Below are 21,010 nucleotides of genomic sequence, written 5' to 3' on the forward strand. Positions count from 1 at the left end.
GTCCGCGATGGCGTTCCGGGGAAAATCAGTTTGCTTCGCGCTATATCCGCCGCTGACGACGGCGAACAGGGCGAGGACGTTTTGTTTTCTCCACCGTGGCGACGCCGGCCAGATAATCGGCCAGGGCGGCAGGAGAAGGGTGGGTGAAGAGGTCAAGCAACGTCAGGGTGGAAAATTCGTGACGTTGTAACAAAACGTGCAGTTGCACCAGATTCAGCGACGTTGCGCCCGCCTCAAAGAAGTTTTCTGCGGGTGTGACAGACTCGCCAACCACCTCGCGGAAGGCGTCGCAAATCAGGCTGACGGTGCTCTCGTCCGCCGAAATGTGTGGCTGAGAGTGCTCAGGGCATACGCGCGGTGGGCGCTCTGCGCATTGCCCTGCGTGTTTAACGGGAGGCACCAGCGCGGCGAGCGGCAGTTGCCAGCCGCTTTCATCCTCGGCCATTCGGTTTAGCAATGCGCAATACTGTTCAAACTGGCGCTCCACCTGCCCGGCAGGAAACAGCGCGGCGACAAAATCCCAGTTAAAGCGCAGTTCGCCTTCGGATTCATAAACCTGGTGATCGAGCCAGACCTGCGGCGTCTGGGAGATGCCCCAGACCGGTTTGAGCAGATTACGCCGGGCGAGGAAGTTATCCTGCTCAAAGCCCAGCGCGCTGGTAAAGACGACGGGCATCGGAACGGCAGGCACGTTTTGCCGTTGCGCCAGTTGACGCATCACGCGGATGGCCGACACATCGCGGTGGTTGAGGTTCTGGCTCAGCCGCTGCTGTAGTGACTGCGCGCTGTGCAGCCAGCTTTCGCCGGGATGCCAGCTCAGCAGCATCAGCGAGGTGAAATCGCCCAGAATCTGGTTGATTTGCGGGTGCAGCGGTCGCCTGTCGAAAAGCGTAAGGTTAAGCGTGAACTCAGGCTGCGCACTCCATGCAGAGAGAACCGTTGACCACACCGACAACAGCACGGCCGACGGGGTGAGATGGGCGTCAGCCGCCCGTTTTTTCAGCCGATGCCAGCGCGTGCTGTCCAGCGCGCCGTTCAGGCGGGCGAAGCGCGGTGTTTCAACCTCCTGAGGCAAGCAGCGCAGCGGCAACGCAGGCGCCGGAGGAATATCATCAAGCTGCGCCTGCCACCATGCCAGAGAATCTGGATTGGGCGACTGTAGCGAGGGTTGTTGCAGATAATCCCTGAAGGTGACGGGCAGCGGCGGAAGCAGCTGTTGCGGGTAGCGGTAGCCGTGCTCCAGCTCCGCCAGCAGGATCTGCATGCTCAGACCGTCAAGCAACAGGTTATCCAGACACAGCCACAGGCGGGCGGGCATCCCGTCCACGTATCCGACCTGGAGATCGAATACCGGCCACACTTCGGGGTTGAGTACCTGATGCGCCAGTTTTTCGCGTACCCGCAACGCCTCTTCAGGCGTATGGAGGGTGTGTGCGGGTATCACCCAGGGGGGCGTCTGTTCGAGCACCTGTTGCTGTCCATCACGCACGACGGCGCGCAGCATATCGTGGCGGGCGATTAATCGGTTCCAGACCGTCTCCAGCCGGGTGAGATCCAGATCGGTAATTTCAAATTCAACAAAGAAATGTGAGCCGACGCCGCCCAGGGCAAAGCCTGGCTGACGTCCCACCAGGTAAGCCTGCTGCACGTCGGTAAGCGCAAAGGGCTGGTAGCGATCTTCAGGGGAGTGGACGAATGGTTGTTCGACCGGGACGTCGATTTTACGCAGCGTGGCGGCAAAATCCGCCAGCCGGGGATGATTAAACAGGTCGCTTAATTGCGCTTCATAACCTGCCTGATGAAGTTGCCCGGTCAGACGGGTCGCCAGCAGGCTATCGCCGCCTTGCTGGAAGAAGTCGGTTTCTCTGGTGACATTGCCAGTCGATAAGAGTTGCTGCCAGAGGGCGGCAACCTGTTTTTCAATGTCGCCCTGGGGTAAATCCGCTTCGGCCGGGTTTTCCGCTTCAGGGGTATGACGACGCTTCAGCGCCTGATAGTCAATCTTCCCGTTAGCCGTCAGCGGTAAGGCGTCGAGGAAGACGATCCGTTGCGGCACCATCCACCCCGGCAGGCGCCCGGCGAGGGCGGCCTGAAGTTGACGGGGATCGCGGCGCACCTGCCTGTCAGGGCATTGTACGAGGAAGCGTTGTAACCCCGCGACCTCATCGCCATGCTGACAGTTGAAGGCGGCTGCGCTAAATAATGCCGCCCAGTCGGCGCTGTTATGCAGCAAGGCCTCCGGCTGCCCATCGGTTAACAGAAGCGTGCTGAGCAAGGCGGACGGCGTTAACTGGCGAAACTCCATCACGTAGAGCAGCGCGCCGGGAACGGCAAGCTGTTGTAATGTCGCAAGGAGCCCGGGATCTTCCGGCAGCAGACGATGCAGGGCGTTATTAAGCCAGATAATGTCCGCCGAGTGAGCGTGCGCCGCCAGCGTGTCTGCATTCCAGGGGGACAGATGAGCGCCAGGCCAGGGGGCAAGCCTCTGCCGGGCGCTCAGCAGCATCTCCTGGCTCTGCTCAAGCCCGACATACTCAATCTGTCCGGCGTTGAGCTGTGCCAACAGCGATTCTGCGGCGCGGCCGGTGCGGGTTCCCACCTCAAGCAGGCGTACCGGGCGCTGTAAGCGCTGTGCAAGCTGTTGGCAAATTGTCGCCAGTTCCTGAATATACGGGGCGCTGGCCGGATGGTTGAAGGCCAGGCTTTCCGGCGACCACTGCGCGTCGTTCAGTAACGACAGTTCGTCACGGGCGCCGCGAAGAATTTGCGATAACGTTAAATCATGTCCGCTGAAGTGCGGGTGCTCATCCTCGCGTTCTTCACCAGCGCAGACCTGATAACCTTCAGCAGCGGGCTTCAGTCGCCGTTGCGTCACCAGAAATGCTAACCAGCGTTCCACCACGGCCTGCCAGCGCGGCTGGATAGCGAGTGAGTTCATCAGGGGGAGAGGATCGGCGCCAGCGGTGTGACCCGGCTTTAGTTTTAACAGGCGATGCTGAAGGAAATCGGCTACCTGTTCTGCGGAGATCTCTGGCGAGATGGCGCAACAGGGCAACGTTCCCGCAAGCGTGTGCCACGCCTGCGGCAGTGCCGGGTTCCGATGATCGGTAACGCAAAAAGCCTCGCCCTGAGGAACAACGTATGCCGCCAGCGTTTTTTCTTTTTCGCCGATCGCCAGAACGGTTGCTTGTTTCACCCCCGCCAGCTGGCTGAGCGCGCTTTCGATTTCGCCCAGCTCGATGCGATATCCTCCGACTTTGACCTGCTTGTCGCGACGACCGAGGAACTCGATTGTGCCATCTGGCCAGTAGCAGCCGAGATCGCCGGTGCGATACCAGCGCTCGTCCGGGAGCGTCAAAAATTGCTGCTCGCTGCGCAGGGGATCGTTGAAATAGCCTTCCGCGACCCCGATGCCGCCAATCCATAATTCGCCCGGCACCCAGTCAGGGCAGTCCCGGCCCCGTTCATCCACCACCCGGTAGCGTTGGTTGGTTAGCGGAAAACCGTAAGGGATGGAACGCCAGTGGGCGGGGACGTCGTGAATTTCGCAGGCGTTAGACCAGATAGACGCCTCGGTGGCGCCGCCCATCGCGATAAATTGTCCTTGTGGCCGGAAGGCCCGATAACGGGCGGGGAGGTCAAGCCCGATCCAGTCGCCGGAAAGCATCACTGCGCGCAGGTTTTCCGGCGTGGCGTCGGCGAAACCTTCACACCAGGTCAGCAGCATATCGAACAGCGCCGGGACGCTGTTCCAGAGCGTGACCTGATGGCGCTGGATCAGCTCACACCATGCGTGAGGATCGCGCCGTTGATTTTCCATCACCATCACCAGCGCGCCGCCCGCGCGCAGTACGCCAAAAATGTCGTAAACCGATAAATCAAAATGCAGGGCGGAGAGGGCCAGCACCCTGTCATGCGGGCCAACCTGATAGCGGGTATTGATATCGCAACAGGTGTTAAGCGCTCCCCGGTGAGAAATGACTACCCCTTTCGGCGTACCGGTAGAGCCGGAGGTGTAGATAATGTAGGCCGGTTGCGTGGGGGCGCGTACTACCGGGTTGGCGATCGGCTCCGCCTCAATGGCCTGCTGCCAGGCAAGGACGGGAATATCGTCTGACCCGGCGCTGGCGTCGTGCTGACAAATGAGCACCAGCCGGACGCTGGCGTCAGCGTAGATTTTCTCGCGCCGTGCGGCAGGCTGATCCAGCGAAACCGGAACGTAAACCGCCCCGGTCAGCAGGACGGCCAGAACTGCAACAAGTTGTCCTGCGCCTTTCGACATCGTGATAGCCACATTATCGCCGGGCTGAACCCCGCACTCGATTAACCTGCCTGCACAACGGCGGGCATAGTCTGTCAGCTCATGATAATTCCACTGATAACGCATGTCCGTTACCGCCAGCGCCTGCGGCTGTTGCAGAGCGATACGGAAAATGCCTTCATGCAGCAAGCCTTCGGGAATGGGGGCGCTGGTGGCGTTGACCCGTTCGCGTATCGCGCGCTGGCTGGCGGGCATCATATCTGCGAACGGCTTTTGCCAGGCGCTTTCGTCATCGCAGAGTTGGTTAATTAGCTGGCAGTAGGCGTCGAACAATGTTTCGACTAACGCCGGAGGGAACAGCGCGTCGTTGCTGTCCCATTGCAGCCAGACCTCGCCGTGATGCTCGAACGCCAGATGATCTATCCAGACCTGCGGCGTTTGCGAGATGCCCCATTCCGGCTCGCCCAACGGCGATTCTGCGCGGCTGCTGTAGAGGGAACGCCCCAGATTGCTGGTAAATACCACCGGGGCGCCGTGGGGGTAGCGCTGCTGGCGTTTGAGTTCACGGAGTAGCTCGACGCCGGACCAGTGGCGATGCTCCCAGTCCTCCGTAAACGTGAGCTGGTTTTTACGCGCCAGATTGCTGACGGTATCGCCGTCGCAGGCGGTATCCAGCAGAAGAATATTGGTGAAGTCGGCAAGCATCGCGCCAACCGCCGGGTGCAGCGGCTGGCGGTCGAATAAGGTGATGTTAAGCAGCAGACGCGTCAGGCCGCCCCAGCGAGCCAGCACGGCAGAAAAACAGGTCGCCAGCGCCATTGTCGGCGTCACGCCATACTCGCCGGCCCGGTTGCTAAAGGCGTGCCAGCGTGTTGCCGGGACAATCATGCGGCGTCGGGTATTACGGACTTCACGTAGCGTGGCGGGTTCGCAGACCAGCGGCAAGACGGGCGCGGGGGGAAGCGTCGATGCTTTCGCCAGCCAGTAAGCGCGTGCGTCGTCTCTCAGTGGTTGATTGATCTTCTGCTGGTGCAGCAAATACGAGCGGAAATCATAGCGGGTGTCGATAGCCGACAGCGATTCTCCGGCCAGCAGGGCGTTAAGCTCATCGAAGAAAAGCGTAAAGCTGGAGGCATCCATAATCAGCAGGTCAATATTGACATGGAGGCGGTGGCGATTGTCCGGCAAGAGCGTCAGCTGAAAATCAAACGTTTCGCCGATTTCCACGCGTAAAAGACGGTGGCTCAGGCGCTGGCGCAGTGCGTCCAGATAGGCCTGGCGGCTTTCAGCGTCGTTATGGCGTAAATCATGAACGGTGACGCCGTTCCAGTAAGGTTGCGGTAGCCAGACCTGCTGCCCGTCGGGGCGAAAGGCGATATGCAGCATTGGGTGGCGTTGCAGCAAGGTCGTGATGGCCTGCTCCAGCTGCGATGCTGTCAGACAATGGCCTTCAAACTCCTGATACAGGTGGCAACCCACGCCGCCAAGCGTCTGCCCCGGCATGCGGCCCGTCAGGTAGGCGTGCTGTACCGGCGTCAATGGGAAGGGGGTACTTTCGGTCATGTTCGGCCAGGATGATTCGTCGGGCGGCGTTTCTTCTTCCGCGTTCTCCGGCGACCGGATGAGCATTAACTGGTTCCATGCCGCCAGCGTGGGGGCGGCATACAGCTCGCGAAGGGTAAGGCGGTAGCCATTTTTACGAAACCAGTGTAACCATCTCATCAATCTTATTGAATCCAGGCCGGCCTGGATCAGGTTGCTTTCGTCATGTAACTGCTGCGGCGTTAAATTCAGTTCCTGTATAAGCCGCTCGCGTAATTGTTGGTAATCAGCCGCGTGGCGGTTGTCCGGTAACAGCGAATCCTGAGATGGTGCGCCAGAAATCATTCTTCCTCCTGATGGCACGTCTTACCGAAAAGCATTGCTCATATGAGAATAATAATTATTAACAATTGGATGCTACCCGAAACGGGTTTATTTATGCCCGTTTCGGGTTGGTAACAGGCGGAAAGAACAGAGGCCCGGATGGGGTATCCGGGCCTCTGTCAGGGAGGAATTTAGGGGGGCGCGACCCCGGTTACATCACGCGTTTAAAGGTCGAAGGGGTTACGCCAAACTGTTTCTGGAAGGCGGCAGAGAAATGGCTGGCGTTGGCATAGCCCAGATCGGCTGCCACCGTCATGACGGAGGTATTGCCGTTAGCCAGGCGTCTTCTGGCTTCCTGCATTCGTTCAGCCTGAAACAGGCCATAGACGCTGTTGTTGAACAGAACGCGGAAGCCTCGCTTAATTTTGAGAACGCTCAGACCGGACTCTCTGGCCAGCTCCGCGACGCCCGGCGCTTGCGTCAGATCAGCCAGCAGCAGATCCTTCGCCCGCAGCAGTTTCTGGCGTTCCATCGGGTTGAAGTGGCAGGAGAGGCAACTGGCGTCTTCGCGATGTTCATCCAGCACCAGACTGAGCATGACCAGACTTTGCCCCTGCAACCATAGCGTTGACGGCTTTTGTTCATGGCTGAAGCCGCCGTGCATGCGCATCAGCGCGTGACGCAAGGCCTGAGCCGTTAAGTGGGTTTCAGCATTACAACGCTGCTGCTGGCAACAGCAGTGGGAGTCGATCTTATTCTTAATGACCGCGCTAATATCCGGCACCCACAGCGCGAGGGTTTCAGGGCTGAAGGAGAGGGTAATGCTCTCGAATCGGCCACAATAGGAGGCGCTGCCACGGCAGTCTGGCGTATGGGTAATGTAATGGCGATTGCGCGCAAGCTCCCAGTCGGTGTGGCGCCTGAGTCCCTGAATCGCAAAGCGAGATGTGCCTTCCAGGATGCACGAGAAGTTAATCCTGCCCAGATCGTCGTGTAGCTGCAACGTCTCAGGCCGCGCAAAATGGCCCCTCCAGAGCAAAATATCCATACCTTCCTGCAACGAACAGCGCAGCAGTTCACACTGAGCAGGAATATTGCCATCGTTTGCAGGTTTCCCGACCACCAACTGGTGAATAGAGATTTCAGATTGCGTTTGCGGTGACTCCGTCATGACCTGGTTATCTCCCTGTGGCTTAGACCAATGCGGGCATATACCCGTCATATTTCAAGTTGCATGTGCGTTGGCTACGCTCACTCACCCCAGTCACTTACTTCTGTAAGCTCCTGGGGCTTCCCTCGCTTGCCGCCTTCCTGCAACTCGAACTATTTAGGGTATAAATAGAACCGAATGGGGTAGATGAGTTATTGATAATGGTTATTATTCACATTAATTCTCAGAACGCCACCCTGAATTGTCGTTTTTGGCGTCCGTAAAAATTCATCAGGAAATTCAGTTACTCCCATGTCATCTCAATCATCCAATACTGAATCGCTGTCCCGATTTCCTCTCTGGCAGGTGATTACACCGGTTCGCAGGAAGGTTATTTTAGCTATGGCGCTGGCGGGGCTGGCGGCATTAACCAACCTGGGGGCGCTCCTTTTTCTGGCGTGGAGCCTGCGTGACATTCGCGCGACGCCTGACGCTATTCCGGCCTGGCCGCTGGGCGGCGTGATCGGCTGCGTGGTCTTAACTTTTGTTCTGCGCTTGCAGGCGTTCAACACCTCTCATTACGCGGCTTTTCATCTGGAGAACATTCTGCGCAGCAGGTTAGCCCGTAAAGCATTGCAGCTTCCGCCTGGCGTGTTACAGCAAATGGGCAGCGGGTCAGTAGCGAAAGTGATGCTGGATGACGTGAAGTCGTTACATATTTTTGTGGCCGACAGCACGCCGCTCTATGCCCGCGCGATCATCATGCCGCTGGCGACAATCGTTATCTTGTTCTGGCTGGACTGGCGGCTGGCAATCGCGACGCTGGGGGTACTGGCGTTTGGATCGGTTGTTCTCGTGCTCGCCCGCCAGTGTTCGGAAGATATGGCTCAGCGTTATCATAAGGCGCGCGAGCAGGTCAGTGCGGCGGTTATTGAGTTCGTGCAGGCCATGCCCGTGGTGAGAACGTTTGATAGCGGCAGCACCAGTTTTTTGCGCTATCAACGCGCCCTTGAAGAGTGGGTCGATGTGCTCAAAACCTGGTATCGCAAAGCCGGTTTTTCAGCGCGTTTTTCCTTCTCGATTCTGAACCCTCTCCCGACCCTGTTTGTCCTGATCTGGTCGGGATACGGCCTGTTGCACTATGGCAGTCTCGATTTTATCGCGTGGGTGGCCGTTTTACTGCTGGGCAGCGGAATGGCCGAAGCCGTAATGCCAATGATGATGCTCAATAACCTGGTCGCGCAAACGCGTTTAAGCATTCAGCGTATTTATCAGGTTCTTGCGATGCCGGAGTTATCGCTGCCGCTGTCCGACCAGCAGCCGCAAGAGGCGAGCATTACCTTTGAGCAGGTGAGCTTTCATTATCCGCAAGCGCGTACTGGCGCCGCTTTGCAGGAGGTGAGCTTTCATGTGCCTGCCGGGCAAATTGTGGCGCTGGTCGGGCCAAGTGGCGCCGGAAAAAGCACCGTGGCGCGCTTGCTGCTGCGTTACGCCGACCCGGACAAAGGCCATATCCGTATTGGCGGCGTGGATCTGCGCGATATGCAGACGGACACCCTGATGAAGCAACTCTCGTTTGTGTTTCAGGACAACTTCCTTTTTGCCGACACGATAGCCAATAACATTCGTCTGGGCGCGCCGGATACGCCGCTGGAGGCGGTAATAGCGGCGGCCAGAGTGGCGCAGGCCCATGATTTTATTAGCGCGCTGCCAGAAGGTTACAACACGCGAGTCGGGGAACGTGGGGTATTTCTCTCCGGCGGCCAGCGGCAGCGCATCACTATCGCCAGGGCGATTTTGCAGGATCGCCCCATCCTGGTGCTTGATGAGGCGACGGCGTTTGCTGACCCGGAAAACGAAGCGGCGCTTATCAAGGCACTCGCGGCGGCCATGCGCGGCCGGACGGTCATCATGGTCGCGCATCGTCTTTCAATGGTGACTCAGGCCGATGTGATATTGCTGTTTTCCGACGGACAGCTCAGGGAAATAGGGAACCATACGCAACTGTTGGCGCAGGGTGGCCTGTATCAACGGCTCTGGCAACACTATCAGCAGGCGCAGCATTGGGTGCCGGGTGGAACACAGGAAGAGGTGGTGGAAAATGAAAGACAATAATCCTGCGGATAACCTGGCCTGGCGCGTCATCTGGCGCCAGCTTATCTCCAGCGTTGGCAGTCAGGCCAGGATGCTGAGGCGCAGTATGCTGGCGCTGTTGCTGGCGGCATTCATGCAGGGGATCGCCTTTGCCTGTCTTTATCCGATCATTGATGCGCTGTTACGGGGAGACGCGCCGCAACTTCTCAACTGGGCTGTGGCCTTCAGCGTTGCCGCGATTGTGACGCTGGCGCTACGCTGGTATGGCCTGGGCTTTGAATACCGTGGTCATCTGGCGCAGGCCACCCATGAGTTGCGCCTGCGACTTGGCGAGCAGTTACGCCGCGTGCCGCTGGAGAAGCTCCAGCGCGGCAGGGCGGGCGAGATGAACGCCTTGCTGCTGGGCAGCGTGGATGAAAACCTCAATTATGTTATCGCGATAGCCAATATTTTGCTGCTCACCATTGTCACGCCGCTAACGGCGTCGCTGGCGACATTGTGGATAGACTGGCGGCTGGGGCTGGTGATGTTGCTGATCTTCCCTCTGCTGGTGCCGTTTTATTACTGGCGCCGCCCGGCGATGCGGCGACAGATGCAGACGCTGGGGGAAGCGCACCATCGGCTGAGCGGCGATATCGTTGAATTTGCTCAGGGGATGATGGTATTGCGCACCTGCGGCAGCGATGCCGATAAAAGCCGGGCGCTGCTGGCGCATTTCAATGCGCTGGAAAACTTACAAACCCGCACTCACCGTCAGGGCGCTGGCGCGACGATGCTGATCGCCAGCGTCGTGGAGTTGGGCCTACAGGTGGTGGTGTTATCCGGGATCGTCTGGGTGGTGACGGGCACTCTGAACCTCGCCTTTCTGATTGCCGCCGTCGCGATGATTATGCGCTTCGCAGAACCGATGGCGATGTTTATCAGCTACACCTCGGTTGTGGAACTGATCGCCAGCGCCCTGCAACGGATTGAGCAGTTTATGGCGGTAGCACCGCTTCCCGTCGCAGAGCAAAGCGAGATGCCGGAACGTTATGATATCCGCTTTGACAACGTCAGCTATCGCTACGAAGAAGGCGACGGCCACGCGCTTAATCATGTTTCTTTGACGTTCCCGGCGGCCAGTATGAGCGCGCTGGTGGGTGCCTCCGGCGCAGGCAAAACCACGGTCACTAAACTGTTAATGCGCTATGCCGATCCGCAGCAAGGGCAGATTTCTATTGGCGGCGTCGATATTCGCCGCCTGACGCCGGAACAGCTCAATAGCCTGATTTCTGTTGTTTTCCAGGATGTCTGGCTGTTTGATGACACGCTGCTGGCGAATATCCGTATCGCGCGCCCACAGGCGACGCGACAGGAGGTGGAAGAGGCCGCCCGCGCTGCGCAGTGCCTTGAGTTTATTTCCCGCCTTCCGCAAGGCTGGCTGACGCCAATGGGAGAGATGGGTGGCCAGCTATCGGGCGGCGAGCGCCAGCGGATTTCCATTGCCAGAGCGTTATTGAAAAACGCGCCGGTCGTCATTCTCGATGAACCGACCGCCGCGCTGGATATTGAAAGCGAGCTGGCGGTGCAAAAAGCGATCGATAACCTGGTTCGCAACCGGACGGTGATTATCATCGCCCACCGTTTATCCACCATCGCCGGGGCCGGAAACATTCTGGTGATGGAAGAGGGACAGGTGGTTGAGCAGGGTACCCATGCGCAATTGCTCTCTCATCATGGACGTTATCAGGCGCTGTGGCAGGCGCAAATGGCCGCGCGCGTGTGGCGCGACGACGGGGTTTCCGCGTCTGGAGAGTGGGTGCATGAGTGATGTTCAGTCGAATGTGAAACCGCTGACGTTGACGACCGGGCGGGTGATTTTTGCTATTGCCGGCGTCTATGTGACGCAGAGCCTGGTATCGGCGTTGTCTATGCAGTCCTTACCCGCGCTGGTGCGCGCTGCTGGCGGCTCGCTGGCGCTTGCCGGTGCGACAACCCTGTTCATGCTGCCCTGGGCGCTGAAGTTTATTTGGGCGCCGTGGATCGAGCGCTGGCGGCTTCCGCCCGGTAGCCAGGAACGCCGTTCCCGCATGTTAATCCTGCGTGGTCAGGTCGCGTTAGCGGCGATACTGATGATTGCCGCAGCGATTGGCTGGTTTGGGCGAGAAGGGGGATTCCCCGATACGCAAATCGTCGCGTTATTTGTTCTGTTTATGGTGGCAGGCACGGTCGCCTCCACCATTGATATCGCCAGCGACGGCTTTTGCGTCGATCAACTGACCCGCGCGGGTTACGGCTGGGGAAACAGCGTGCAGGTCGGCGGTAGCTATCTGGGAATGATGTGCGGCGGCGGGGTGTTCCTGATGCTGTCGGCAGCATCCGGCTGGCCTGTCGCCATGCTGATGATGGCGGTGCTGATTATGGCGCTGTCATTCCCGCTGTGGCGCATTACGGAGCCGACGCGAACAGCGACTATCCCGCATGTTCCGGCGTTAGGTTATGCGCTAAGGAGGAAGCAGGCGCGCCTGGGCTTACTGCTGGTATTGATGCTGAATTCAGGCATGCGGTTTGTGCTGCCTCTTCTGGCGCCGCTGTTGTTGGATCATGGGTTAAGCATGTCCGCGTTGGGCGCGCTGTTCAGCGGCGGCAATATTGCAGCGGGCATAGCAGGAACGCTGGCCGGCGGATTGCTGATGAAATACACCTCACCCGGCAGAGCGCTGTTGACGGCTTATGGCGTCCAGGGGATCGCGCTGCTGGCGGTGGTGATGACGCTCATGATGGCGCCGGGTCATCTGCTGCTGCCGATTCTCCAGTGTCTGGTCATTGTCCAGTCCATTTCGCTGGCCTGCGCGCTGGTCTGTCTTTACGCCACGCTGATGTCGCTTTCATCGCCTTTGCAGGCCGGTGTCGACTTCACCCTCTTTCAATGTACTGACGCGGCAATCGCCATTCTGGCAGGCGTTATCGGCGGCGTTGTTGCTCAACATTTTGGCTATGCGGCCTGCTTCCTGTTTGCCGGGGCATTCACGTTGCTGGCGGCGTGGGTTGCTTATATCCGGCTGCATTCGGCAAGAGAACTGATGACAAGCGCAATTGATTGATCCGGGAATAACACAGAGAGGTAAGGGATGAAAATCAGTGAATTTTTACACCTGGCGTTACCAGAGGAACAATGGCTGCCGACGATTTCTGGCGTTTTACGCCAGTTCGCAGAAGAAGAGTGTTATGTCTATGAGCGTCAACCCTGTTGGTATTTAGGCAAAGGGTGCCAGGCACGGTTGCACATTAATGCCGATGGAACGCAGGCGACATTTATTGATGATGCCGGGGAGCAAAAATGGGCGGTGGATTCCATTGCCGACTGCGCGCGTCGTTTTATGGCGCATCCTCAGGTGAAAGGACGTCGGGTATATGGACAGGTTGGGTTCAACTTTGCGGCGCATGCGCGGGGGATTGCCTTTGACGCCGGGGAGTGGCCGCTGCTGACGTTAACCGTTCCCCGTGAAGAACTTATTTTTGAAAAGGGAAATGTCACCGTTTATGCGGACTCCGCCGACGGGTGCCGACGTTTGTGCGAGTGGGTAAAAGAGGCCAGTACAACGACGCAGAACGCACCACTGGCGGTGGATACCGCCCTCAATGGTGAGGCGTATAAACAACAGGTTGCGCGCGCCGTTGCGGAGATCCGCCGTGGCGAGTATGTCAAAGTGATTGTCTCGCGCGCCATTCCCCTGCCATCGCGGATTGATATGCCCGCCACGCTGTTATACGGGCGGCAGGCAAACACGCCTGTGCGCTCGTTTATGTTCCGTCAGGAAGGACGCGAAGCGCTGGGCTTTAGCCCGGAACTGGTGATGTCAGTGACGGGCAATAAAGTGGTCACTGAACCGCTTGCGGGCACCCGCGATCGCATGGGAAACCCGGAGCATAATAAGGCGAAAGAGGCAGAACTGCTGCACGACAGTAAAGAGGTGCTTGAGCATATCCTTTCTGTCAAAGAAGCGATTGCTGAACTGGAGGCCGTTTGCCTGCCGGGCAGCGTGGTGGTTGAAGATTTAATGTCGGTTCGCCAGCGCGGCAGCGTTCAGCATCTGGGGTCCGGCGTGAGCGGTCAGCTTGCGGAAAACAAGGATGCCTGGGATGCGTTTACCGTGCTGTTTCCGTCGATTACCGCCTCAGGTATCCCTAAAAACGCTGCCCTGAACGCGATTATGCAAATTGAGAAGACGCCGCGAGAGCTCTATTCCGGCGCAATCCTGCTGCTGGACGATACGCGCTTTGATGCGGCGCTAGTCCTGCGTTCCGTATTTCAGGACAGCCAGCGCAGCTGGATACAGGCGGGGGCGGGGATCATCGCGCAATCTACGCCGGAACGCGAACTGACGGAAACCCGGGAGAAATTAGCGAGCATTGCGCCCTATTTAATAGCGGCAGAGCAGGGGTAGTCGGGTGAGATTGCCCGTCCAGGCAGTCAGCGGCTGGTTATTAATGTGAAGCGCAGCGTTATGAAAAAATCCACGCCAGAGCGTGGATTTTTGTTATTCGTGAAAGGTGTCTCTTTCACGAAGATACGTTATGGGTCAAAAGCTCAGATCCCTGAAAACCACAATTCCCTTGAGCGAACATTTAACCATGCCAACATTGAAGGGAGTTCGCTAACCATTATCAACGGGGATGGCCGGATATCTTAGATTGACTCATACTCGGTTCTGAATTCTCTGCTAGCGTTGATAATTTGTAGTTTCCATTATCCGTAAAAATAACTAGATAGTTCGACCGGGAACTGCTTTCCCAGAGTAATGACCTGGGTAAGGTTAGCTGCTTCATTTAGCTCTCCCGCAAGCATTCGAAAGCTATTATCAAAGCGATGTATCTTAGCTGCTGTCAAACCATATCGCTTCTCGCAGGTTTTAACAAACTCTTTTATCCCGACTAACAGTTTTTCGCTGACGGGTTTTATTTCCAGATGACTTTCTGAAGAGTCATTAATTTCAAAGGAAAATTGATGGGCTGCCTCATTTCTTAAATTTTTCAAAAGCCAGACTATATTAATAAGTTTCATTTTGAGTAGCTTGTTCTTTCTGCAAAATACTATTTTCTCATTAAATGTCATTTCATCAATGGCCCCTGTTACTGACAGTCCACTATTAATTATTATTTTGTACAACATTCCTTCTACATATGTAGCATGAGAAATTATATCTGAGCGGCATTCGAAATGATCAATGCCAGCATGATGAGGGCGTGTTTTTATTTTGTTAAGTTCGTCACCAATCGAGTTTCCCGGCAGTGTGATGCGGATGAAATGAGGGAATTGCAGGTTATCGAGATTGAGTTTCTCTCTCAAATTTAGCTGAAAAGAAAGCCCGTAATGCTCAGAATATTGTGCTATAGCAAAGTTATTTGTAATAACATCCCAAAATCGTGAAAAAGGATATTTTAGAATTAATTTAGTACCGCTGTCATCGTTTTTATAAATCGTGTCGCCATCAATCGAGGTCCAGTAAAGCCGTTCGACCAAGAGAAAAACTTCTTCGGGTAAAAGAGGGCAGGATGCAACGACTTCTTCTGTGCCAGAGAATGTTGCCTGAAAGAGCGTCTCGATGTGGCCTGGCCTGGAGTCATCTATATAACCCTTAAGGTAATAATTTCCTGGAATCCCCATAGGACCCTCACTTGCATAGTGCTTCTTAATGATTCGGATTAGATATATCTTACCTGTGTTACTTGGTTGATCAACTTTTTCCTATTGGTCAATGATGAGCAAAGCTTCCGTTCATGAACACTCATTTCGGGCAGATTTATGTTTAGTGCAAAGGGCAATGATGAGTCGACAGCGGCTGAGCGCGGCTGGCGACCAGATGTTGTCGCTCGTTGCGGAGAATCTTCACTCAAAAACGGTGAGTGGAAATCTACTGACAAAATCGTATGATGCAGGTAAAGATACTCGAATATGCTGTACGCATCTGCAAGATGTGCTCAGGATAAATAAAATACACTGCGAAAGTTGAGGTTGTGCTAATGGAATTTGAGGCGGAACAAGTAACCTTTGAGAGAAAGATAAGACGTTATCTCTCCGCTAGCGTGAAGCGGCAGGTAGCTATATTGAGCGGCTATCGATGCTCGTTTCCAGGTTGTGATCAAAACCTCATGCTTCAGGATTCATCATTTATTGGTGAAATAGCTTCGATTGAAGCCATTCACTCTCACGGACCAAGACACAACCCTTCTAAAAATGCAGACCAACTATTTCAAATAGAAAACTATCTTCTGTTGTGCCCGAATCATCATGCGATTATTGACAGACAGCCGGAAATATATTCGACTGAGTGGCTAAGAAAGGCCAGGAAAGAACATTTAAATAAAATATCAGAAATAGTGTCTGCCTCTAAGTGTGTAGCAGAGGTCAAGCTGGATGAGCAGGTCGAAATCTCTTTAGAGGAAGCAATAGGTGTCTGGAAAGTAAATCGTGAAAATGCATCCGAGGAATTCTGGCAAACTCTTCTACAAAAATGTCCTGCTGTATTATCACAGATATTTCCACAAAGTATGTTTCAGTTAGGCAGTAAATGCTATGTTGGTGGAAAATCGATAAACAATTCGGGTGGTAATCTTGTCGATTTTATCTACGCAAGCAGGCTGACTGGAAATATAGTATTGGTCGAAATAAAGACCCCAAAGACGATATTACTGGGGAGAAGATATAGAACTAATGCCTATTCAATTAGCGAAGAACTATCTGGGGCGTTTGTTCAGGTGTTAAATTATAAAGACCAATTAATGAAGGAATATTTCAAACTAAGTGAAGGTAACGGAGGTGATTCATTTTCGGCATTCAATCCTAAATGCTTAATTGTTATTGGTACACTTGAGTCGGAGCTTAAAAATAATAGTCAATACAAATCATTTGAGCTATTCAGAAATAGTATGACAAACGTTGAGATTGTCACTTATGACGAGCTATTTCAAAAGGCTCAAGACATTCTGGATATGATCAAATAACATGTAATATCGTTTTTAGCCGACTTCCGCCTGTCATTGCGGACAAGAAGCCTCATACAAAGGATAATTTATAACTACAACCACTTAAGGCGTCTACAAAATGGGTGGCTATTCAGATTATACCACCGCTATACTCAGTTCCGATCGCGCTTCCATGATATCAACGGATACGCTTTAAATAAAAAATCCACGCAATTGCGTGGATTTTATGGGTTTTTGTGGACTTTACGAGGTTTATTGAAACCTCATAAGGCAACAATTAGACGTTGAACAAGAAGTTCATCACATCGCCGTCTTTAACGATGTAGTCTTTGCCTTCCGCACGCATCTTACCGGCTTCTTTCGCGCCTTGTTCACCTTTGTACGTGATGAAGTCGTCGAAAGCGATGGTCTGCGCACGAATAAAGCCTTTCTCAAAATCAGTGTGAATTTTACCCGCAGCCTGCGGTGCGGTTGCGCCGACAGGAATCGTCCACGCGCGTACTTCTTTCACACCAGCGGTAAAATAAGTTTGCAGATTCAGCAGCTTGTAGCCCGCACGAATAACGCGGTTGAGACCCGGTTCTTCAATACCCAGCTCAGCCATAAACTCGTCACGGTCAGCATCGTCGAGTTCTGCGATGTCGGCCTCGATAGCGGCACAAACCGGAACCACGACAGAGCCTTCTGCATCGGCAATGGCGCGAACCTGATCCAGGTACGGGTTATTTTCGAAGCCATCTTCGTTGACGTTAGCGATATACATGGTCGGCTTCAGCGTCAGGAAGCTCAGATAGCGGATCGCCGCTTTATCTTCGTCTGTCAGATCCAGTGAGCGCAGCATGCCGGCGTTTTCCAGGTGCGGCAGGCATTTTTCCAGCGCGGCCAGCTCAGCTTTCGCGTCTTTATCGCCACCTTTGGCTTTCTTCTGCACGCGGTGAATGGCGCGTTCACAGGTATCAAGGTCGGACAGCGCCAGCTCGGTGTTGATAACGTCAATATCTTCCGCCGGGTTTACTTTCCCCGCAACGTGGATGATGTTGTCGTTTTCAAAGCAGCGTACTACGTGACCAATCGCTTCGGTTTCACGGATGTTTGTCAGGAACTGGTTACCCAGGCCTTCGCCTTTCGACGCGCCTTTTACCAGACCGGCAATGTCGACGAACTCCATAGTGGTAGAGAGAATGCGCTGCGGCTTGACAATCTCAGCCAGTTTGTCCAGACGCGGATCGGGCATCGGCACTACACCGGTATTTGGCTCGATGGTGCAGAACGGGAAGTTTGCCGCTTCAATACCGGCTTTAGTCAGGGCGTTGAACAGGGTGGATTTCCCGACGTTGGGCAAACCAACGATACCGCATTTGAATCCCATGATTTAAATCACCTTAATATCTTGATAATCAACCTGTTGTAGAAAACAGATTGTAGAAAAGTAAACAACTTTGCCTATTATACACAGCGCGCGGCAAAAATGCCGCACATCACTGCTTATTGTGCTTTAAAGGCATGTAATCGGTTCGTCGCTTTGGTTAACCCTTCTTTGAACCAGACTTCAGTACAACGTGCCGCTTCGTCAATGGCGTCGTCAATTAACTTTTGTTCCGACACCGGCGGTTTACCCAGAACAAAACCGACAACTTTATTTTTATCGCCCGGATGACCAATTCCGACACGTAAGCGATGAAAGTTAGGGTTATTACCCAGTTTGTTGATGATGTCTTTCAGGCCATTATGACCACCGTGTCCGCCGCCTAACTTAAATTTCGCGACGCCAGGGGGGAGATCCAGTTCGTCGTGGGCAACCAGAATCTCATCGGGCATGATGCGGTAAAAACTGGCCATCGCGCCGACGGCTTTACCGCTCAGATTCATAAACGTGGTCGGCACCAGCAGGCGAACATCTTCCCCTTCGAGGGTCACTCTGGAGGTGTAACCGAAGAATTTCGGCTCTTCACGCAGAGGCGCGCGTAGTCGCTCTGCCAGTAAATCGACGTACCATGCGCCCGCATTATGGCGTGTCGCCGCGTATTCTGCGCCGGGGTTCGCCAGGCCGACAATCAATTTAATCGTCACGTTTTTTGTCCTGAGTGTGTCCATAACTGGCGCGTAGTTTACTGTCTGCGGCCGCGCTTGACAAAAAACAGCGTGGATTGCGCCGGAAGCTGAATAATTGCCTGTTTGAACTATTGGAAAGTCAAGCTGTTCAGAGGGTTATTTGTAAAGTTTTGTTGAATAACAGGTTGTAATTGTGATCGCCCACGCACTCATAAAGCACAGTGTTGTCTATACTTTACACATAAGGATTAGGGGTATTCCCTGAAACAACCCAAAAGTTCCGGAGGTGACATATGAAACGCAAAAACGCTTCGTTACTCGGTAACGTGCTCATGGGGTTGGGGTTAGTGGTCATGGTGGTTGGTGTTGGTTATTCTATTTTAAACCAGTTACCGCAGTTTAACCTGCCACAATTTTTTGCACATGGTGCGGTGCTGAGCATCTTTGTCGGTGCCATTCTCTGGCTGGCAGGTGCCCGCGTAGGTGGGCATGAGCAGGTGAGCGATCGTTACTGGTGGGTTCGCCACTACGACAAACGCTGCCGCCGTAACGACAATCGCCGTCACAGCTAAGGTATCGCGTCGGTTTAAGACCAGTCAGCGTTGGACTGACTGGTTATTGTCTTAACCATTCTCACTCGTTTTTTCTGACGAGCGTCTCTTTAATCGGCGCAAAATCAGCAGCAATGCCAGCATAATGACCAGATAACTCATTACGTAATGGCCCTGATGTTTTCGCTGTTCAAGCGCCGGATCGGCAGCCCATGCCAGAAAAGCCGTAACGTCCCGCGCGTACTGCTCTTCGGTTTCTGGTATATCGTCCTTTTCTGACCAGGTGATCTCCCCATCAGACAACGGCTTCGGCATGTTAATTATGCCGCCGGGAGCGTATCGGTTTGCCTTCATTTCCGGGTCGTCAGGCAGATAACCTGTCAACAAGGCATAGACGTAATCCGCTCCCTGATCGGTATAGGGCAAGAAGGCGTCGAACAGAAATTGCGGGAACCCCCGGTCGAACGTTCTGGCGCGAACGATATAGGTTAAATCGACGGGAAGGGCGCCATTATTAAGATATCTTGCTTCCTGATCGTTAAGGTAGGGCGAGACAAACGTATCATTGAGATTGCCTTCCCGCTCGCCGGTTTGACCATCATCCTGAATGTCGGGAAAGACGTAGCCGCTGGCAAGACGCTTTGCCTCTGTGAGCGAGAGTTCGGGCCCGCCTGGCTTTGTCAGGGTGCGAAAATTAAGATGAACCATCCCGTGGCAGGCGCGGCATTTCTCTTCGTAGACCTGTAAACCGCGCCGCAGTTGTTCTTTATCATAGTGGCCCGTTATGCCGCTAAAACTCCACGCCTGGCGAGGTGGCGTCTCTTGCGCACAGACAGCGCTGGTGCCCAGAATGCACAGCCATAAAACGCTATATCTCACTAATCCCTTCATGGCGGTTAATCCTGCTTTTCCAGAAAACGTCGGCAGGGCAGTACGATGACAAACCATCCGAAGTAAACCAGCGTTGAAAGTTGCGATGCCGCGCGTATCCAGCCCTCTTCATTACTGAAACCGTCAGGCAGGTCGGGGCCGACCAGCGCTTTTGAACCCAGCCATCCTAAAAAGAATGCATTAGCAACCCAGAGCCAAAAACCACATTTAACGAGCTTGCTGTAATTGCGAAAGCGGGCGCGTGAAGTGTCGAGCCAGGGGAGAAAATAAAAAATCAGCACTGAAGCACACATGGCGGCTATCCCGAGAAGTTCGTTTGGGAAGCAGCGCAAAATGGAAAAGAACGGCAAAAAATACCACTCAGGCGCCACGACAGCGGGCGTTACGGTGGGATCTGCCGGGATAAAATTGTCGGCGCTGCTGAGATAGTGCGGGGCAAAGAATAAAAACCAGGCGAACAGCATCATGAAAAGAGTGAGCTTGATGGCATCACTGTCGATGATTTTATAATCGAAAAACAGTTTCCGGGACTCGCTCTGCGTAAATGTCTTTTTCATTGTCTGCGCAAATGCGGACTGCACGGTGCGGATATGCCATATCGTTCCCCCGACAATGACGAAGGGGATAATAAAATGAAGCACATAAAAACGGCCTAATGTGGGTGTTCCTGGAGCATACCCGCCGACTAAAAACGAATACAACGTATCTCCCACCCACGGGATCGCACGAGTGAATCCGGTAATAACGGTGGCGGCCCAGTAGCTCTTTTGCCCCCAAATCAGGCTATATCCCAGAAATGCGGTGATCATCAGTAACACGTATAACGTCACGCTTATCATCCACATTTTGAGATAAGGCTTTCGGTACACGTTGTAATACATGGCGCGGAAGATGTGCAGGTAACAGGCGAAGAAAAATAGCGATGCGCCAATAGAATGCGCGTTGCGCACCAGTTCGCCGTGTCTCACGGATCGCATAATATGAATGATTGAATCAAAGGCCAGCCCTTCCGTGGGTACATAAAACATCGCCAGAACGAGACCAGAAAGGATTTGTACTCCGAGCATCACCAGCAGAATGATCCCGACGGCAAAAACCCAGACGCCTGCGACCGTACGAGGGAAGGGAATACGCCACACTCGCTCTCGTCGGGGTATGGATAGATGTTCTGCCGCCATT

13 protein-coding genes are annotated in these 21,010 nt (G+C 54.5%); 6 read left to right on the forward strand and 7 right to left on the reverse strand.

What is annotated here, in order from left to right:
* Nucleotides 1-40: 40 nt before the first annotated feature.
* Nucleotides 41-6,148, reverse strand: coding sequence for a yersiniabactin non-ribosomal peptide synthetase HMWP2 (irp2, locus tag OGV50_RS17325; RefSeq protein WP_286488658.1), 6,108 nt, complete (start codon nt 6,146-6,148; stop codon nt 41-43).
* Nucleotides 6,149-6,338: 190 nt separating this feature from the next.
* The gene (ybtA, locus tag OGV50_RS17330; protein WP_000140406.1) at nt 6,339-7,298 is read right to left on the reverse strand and encodes a yersiniabactin transcriptional regulator YbtA; all 960 of its coding nucleotides are present in this window, start codon (nt 7,296-7,298) and stop codon (nt 6,339-6,341) included.
* Nucleotides 7,299-7,679: 381 nt separating this feature from the next.
* On the opposite strand from ybtA, the gene ybtP reads away from it, so the two are divergent.
* From ybtP to ybtS, 4 genes are read left to right on the forward strand one after another with little or no spacing between them, the layout of a single operon-like run.
* Nucleotides 7,680-9,392, forward strand: a complete 1,713-nt coding sequence (gene ybtP, locus OGV50_RS17335; RefSeq protein WP_014907270.1) for a yersiniabactin ABC transporter ATP-binding/permease protein YbtP — start codon at nt 7,680-7,682, stop codon at nt 9,390-9,392.
* Nucleotides 9,379-11,181 carry a yersiniabactin ABC transporter ATP-binding/permease protein YbtQ gene (gene ybtQ, locus OGV50_RS17340; protein WP_014907271.1) on the forward strand — a complete coding sequence of 601 codons (1,803 nt, stop codon included), beginning with the start codon at nt 9,379-9,381 and terminating at the stop codon, nt 11,179-11,181. Before ybtP ends, ybtQ begins: the two co-directional genes overlap by 14 nt.
* The gene (ybtX, locus tag OGV50_RS17345) at nt 11,174-12,454 is read left to right on the forward strand and encodes a yersiniabactin-associated zinc MFS transporter YbtX (RefSeq protein WP_014907272.1); all 1,281 of its coding nucleotides are present in this window, start codon (nt 11,174-11,176) and stop codon (nt 12,452-12,454) included. The genes ybtQ and ybtX overlap by 8 nt, the downstream gene beginning before the upstream one ends.
* 27 nt (nt 12,455-12,481) lie before the next feature.
* On the forward strand, nt 12,482-13,798 hold the full coding sequence (gene ybtS, locus OGV50_RS17350) for a yersiniabactin biosynthesis salicylate synthase Irp9/YbtS (RefSeq protein WP_200090670.1): 1,317 nt from the start codon (nt 12,482-12,484) through the stop codon (nt 13,796-13,798).
* A 302-nt stretch (nt 13,799-14,100) separates the two neighbouring features.
* On the opposite strand, the gene OGV50_RS17355 is transcribed toward ybtS, so the two are convergent.
* Nucleotides 14,101-15,018 (reverse strand): hypothetical protein, encoded by a 918-nt coding sequence (locus OGV50_RS17355; protein WP_286488659.1) that lies wholly within the window; start codon nt 15,016-15,018, stop codon nt 14,101-14,103.
* Between the two features lie 356 nt (nt 15,019-15,374).
* Here OGV50_RS17355 and OGV50_RS17360 point away from each other — a divergent pair, with 356 nt between their 5' ends.
* Nucleotides 15,375-16,355 (forward strand): Shedu immune nuclease family protein, encoded by a 981-nt coding sequence (locus tag OGV50_RS17360; RefSeq protein ID WP_115614747.1) that lies wholly within the window; start codon nt 15,375-15,377, stop codon nt 16,353-16,355.
* A gap of 259 nt (nt 16,356-16,614) precedes the next feature.
* On the opposite strand, the gene ychF is transcribed toward OGV50_RS17360, so the two are convergent.
* Nucleotides 16,615-17,706: a redox-regulated ATPase YchF gene (gene ychF / locus OGV50_RS17365; RefSeq protein WP_286488660.1), complete on the reverse strand. Its 1,092-nt coding sequence runs from the start codon at nt 17,704-17,706 to the stop codon at nt 16,615-16,617.
* A 116-nt stretch (nt 17,707-17,822) separates the two neighbouring features.
* On the reverse strand, nt 17,823-18,407 hold the full coding sequence (gene pth, locus OGV50_RS17370; RefSeq protein ID WP_012132143.1) for an aminoacyl-tRNA hydrolase: 585 nt from the start codon (nt 18,405-18,407) through the stop codon (nt 17,823-17,825).
* Between the two features lie 275 nt (nt 18,408-18,682).
* On the opposite strand from pth, the gene ychH reads away from it, so the two are divergent.
* On the forward strand, nt 18,683-18,961 hold the full coding sequence (ychH, locus tag OGV50_RS17375) for a stress-induced protein YchH (RefSeq protein WP_012132144.1): 279 nt from the start codon (nt 18,683-18,685) through the stop codon (nt 18,959-18,961).
* Between the two features lie 51 nt (nt 18,962-19,012).
* Here the strand turns inward: ychH and OGV50_RS17380 are convergent, their stop codons facing one another.
* Entirely contained in the window at nt 19,013-19,831 is an 819-nt protein-coding gene (locus OGV50_RS17380) for a cytochrome c1 (protein ID WP_200090668.1), read from the reverse strand.
* A gap of 5 nt (nt 19,832-19,836) precedes the next feature.
* On the reverse strand, nt 19,837-21,009 hold the full coding sequence (locus OGV50_RS17385; protein WP_200090667.1) for a cytochrome b: 1,173 nt from the start codon (nt 21,007-21,009) through the stop codon (nt 19,837-19,839).
* Nucleotide 21,010 lies beyond the last annotated feature (1 nt).

This window comes from Citrobacter sp. CK180 (assembly GCF_030333655.1).
GTDB classification, from domain to species: Bacteria; Pseudomonadota; Gammaproteobacteria; order Enterobacterales; family Enterobacteriaceae; genus Citrobacter_B; species Citrobacter_B koseri.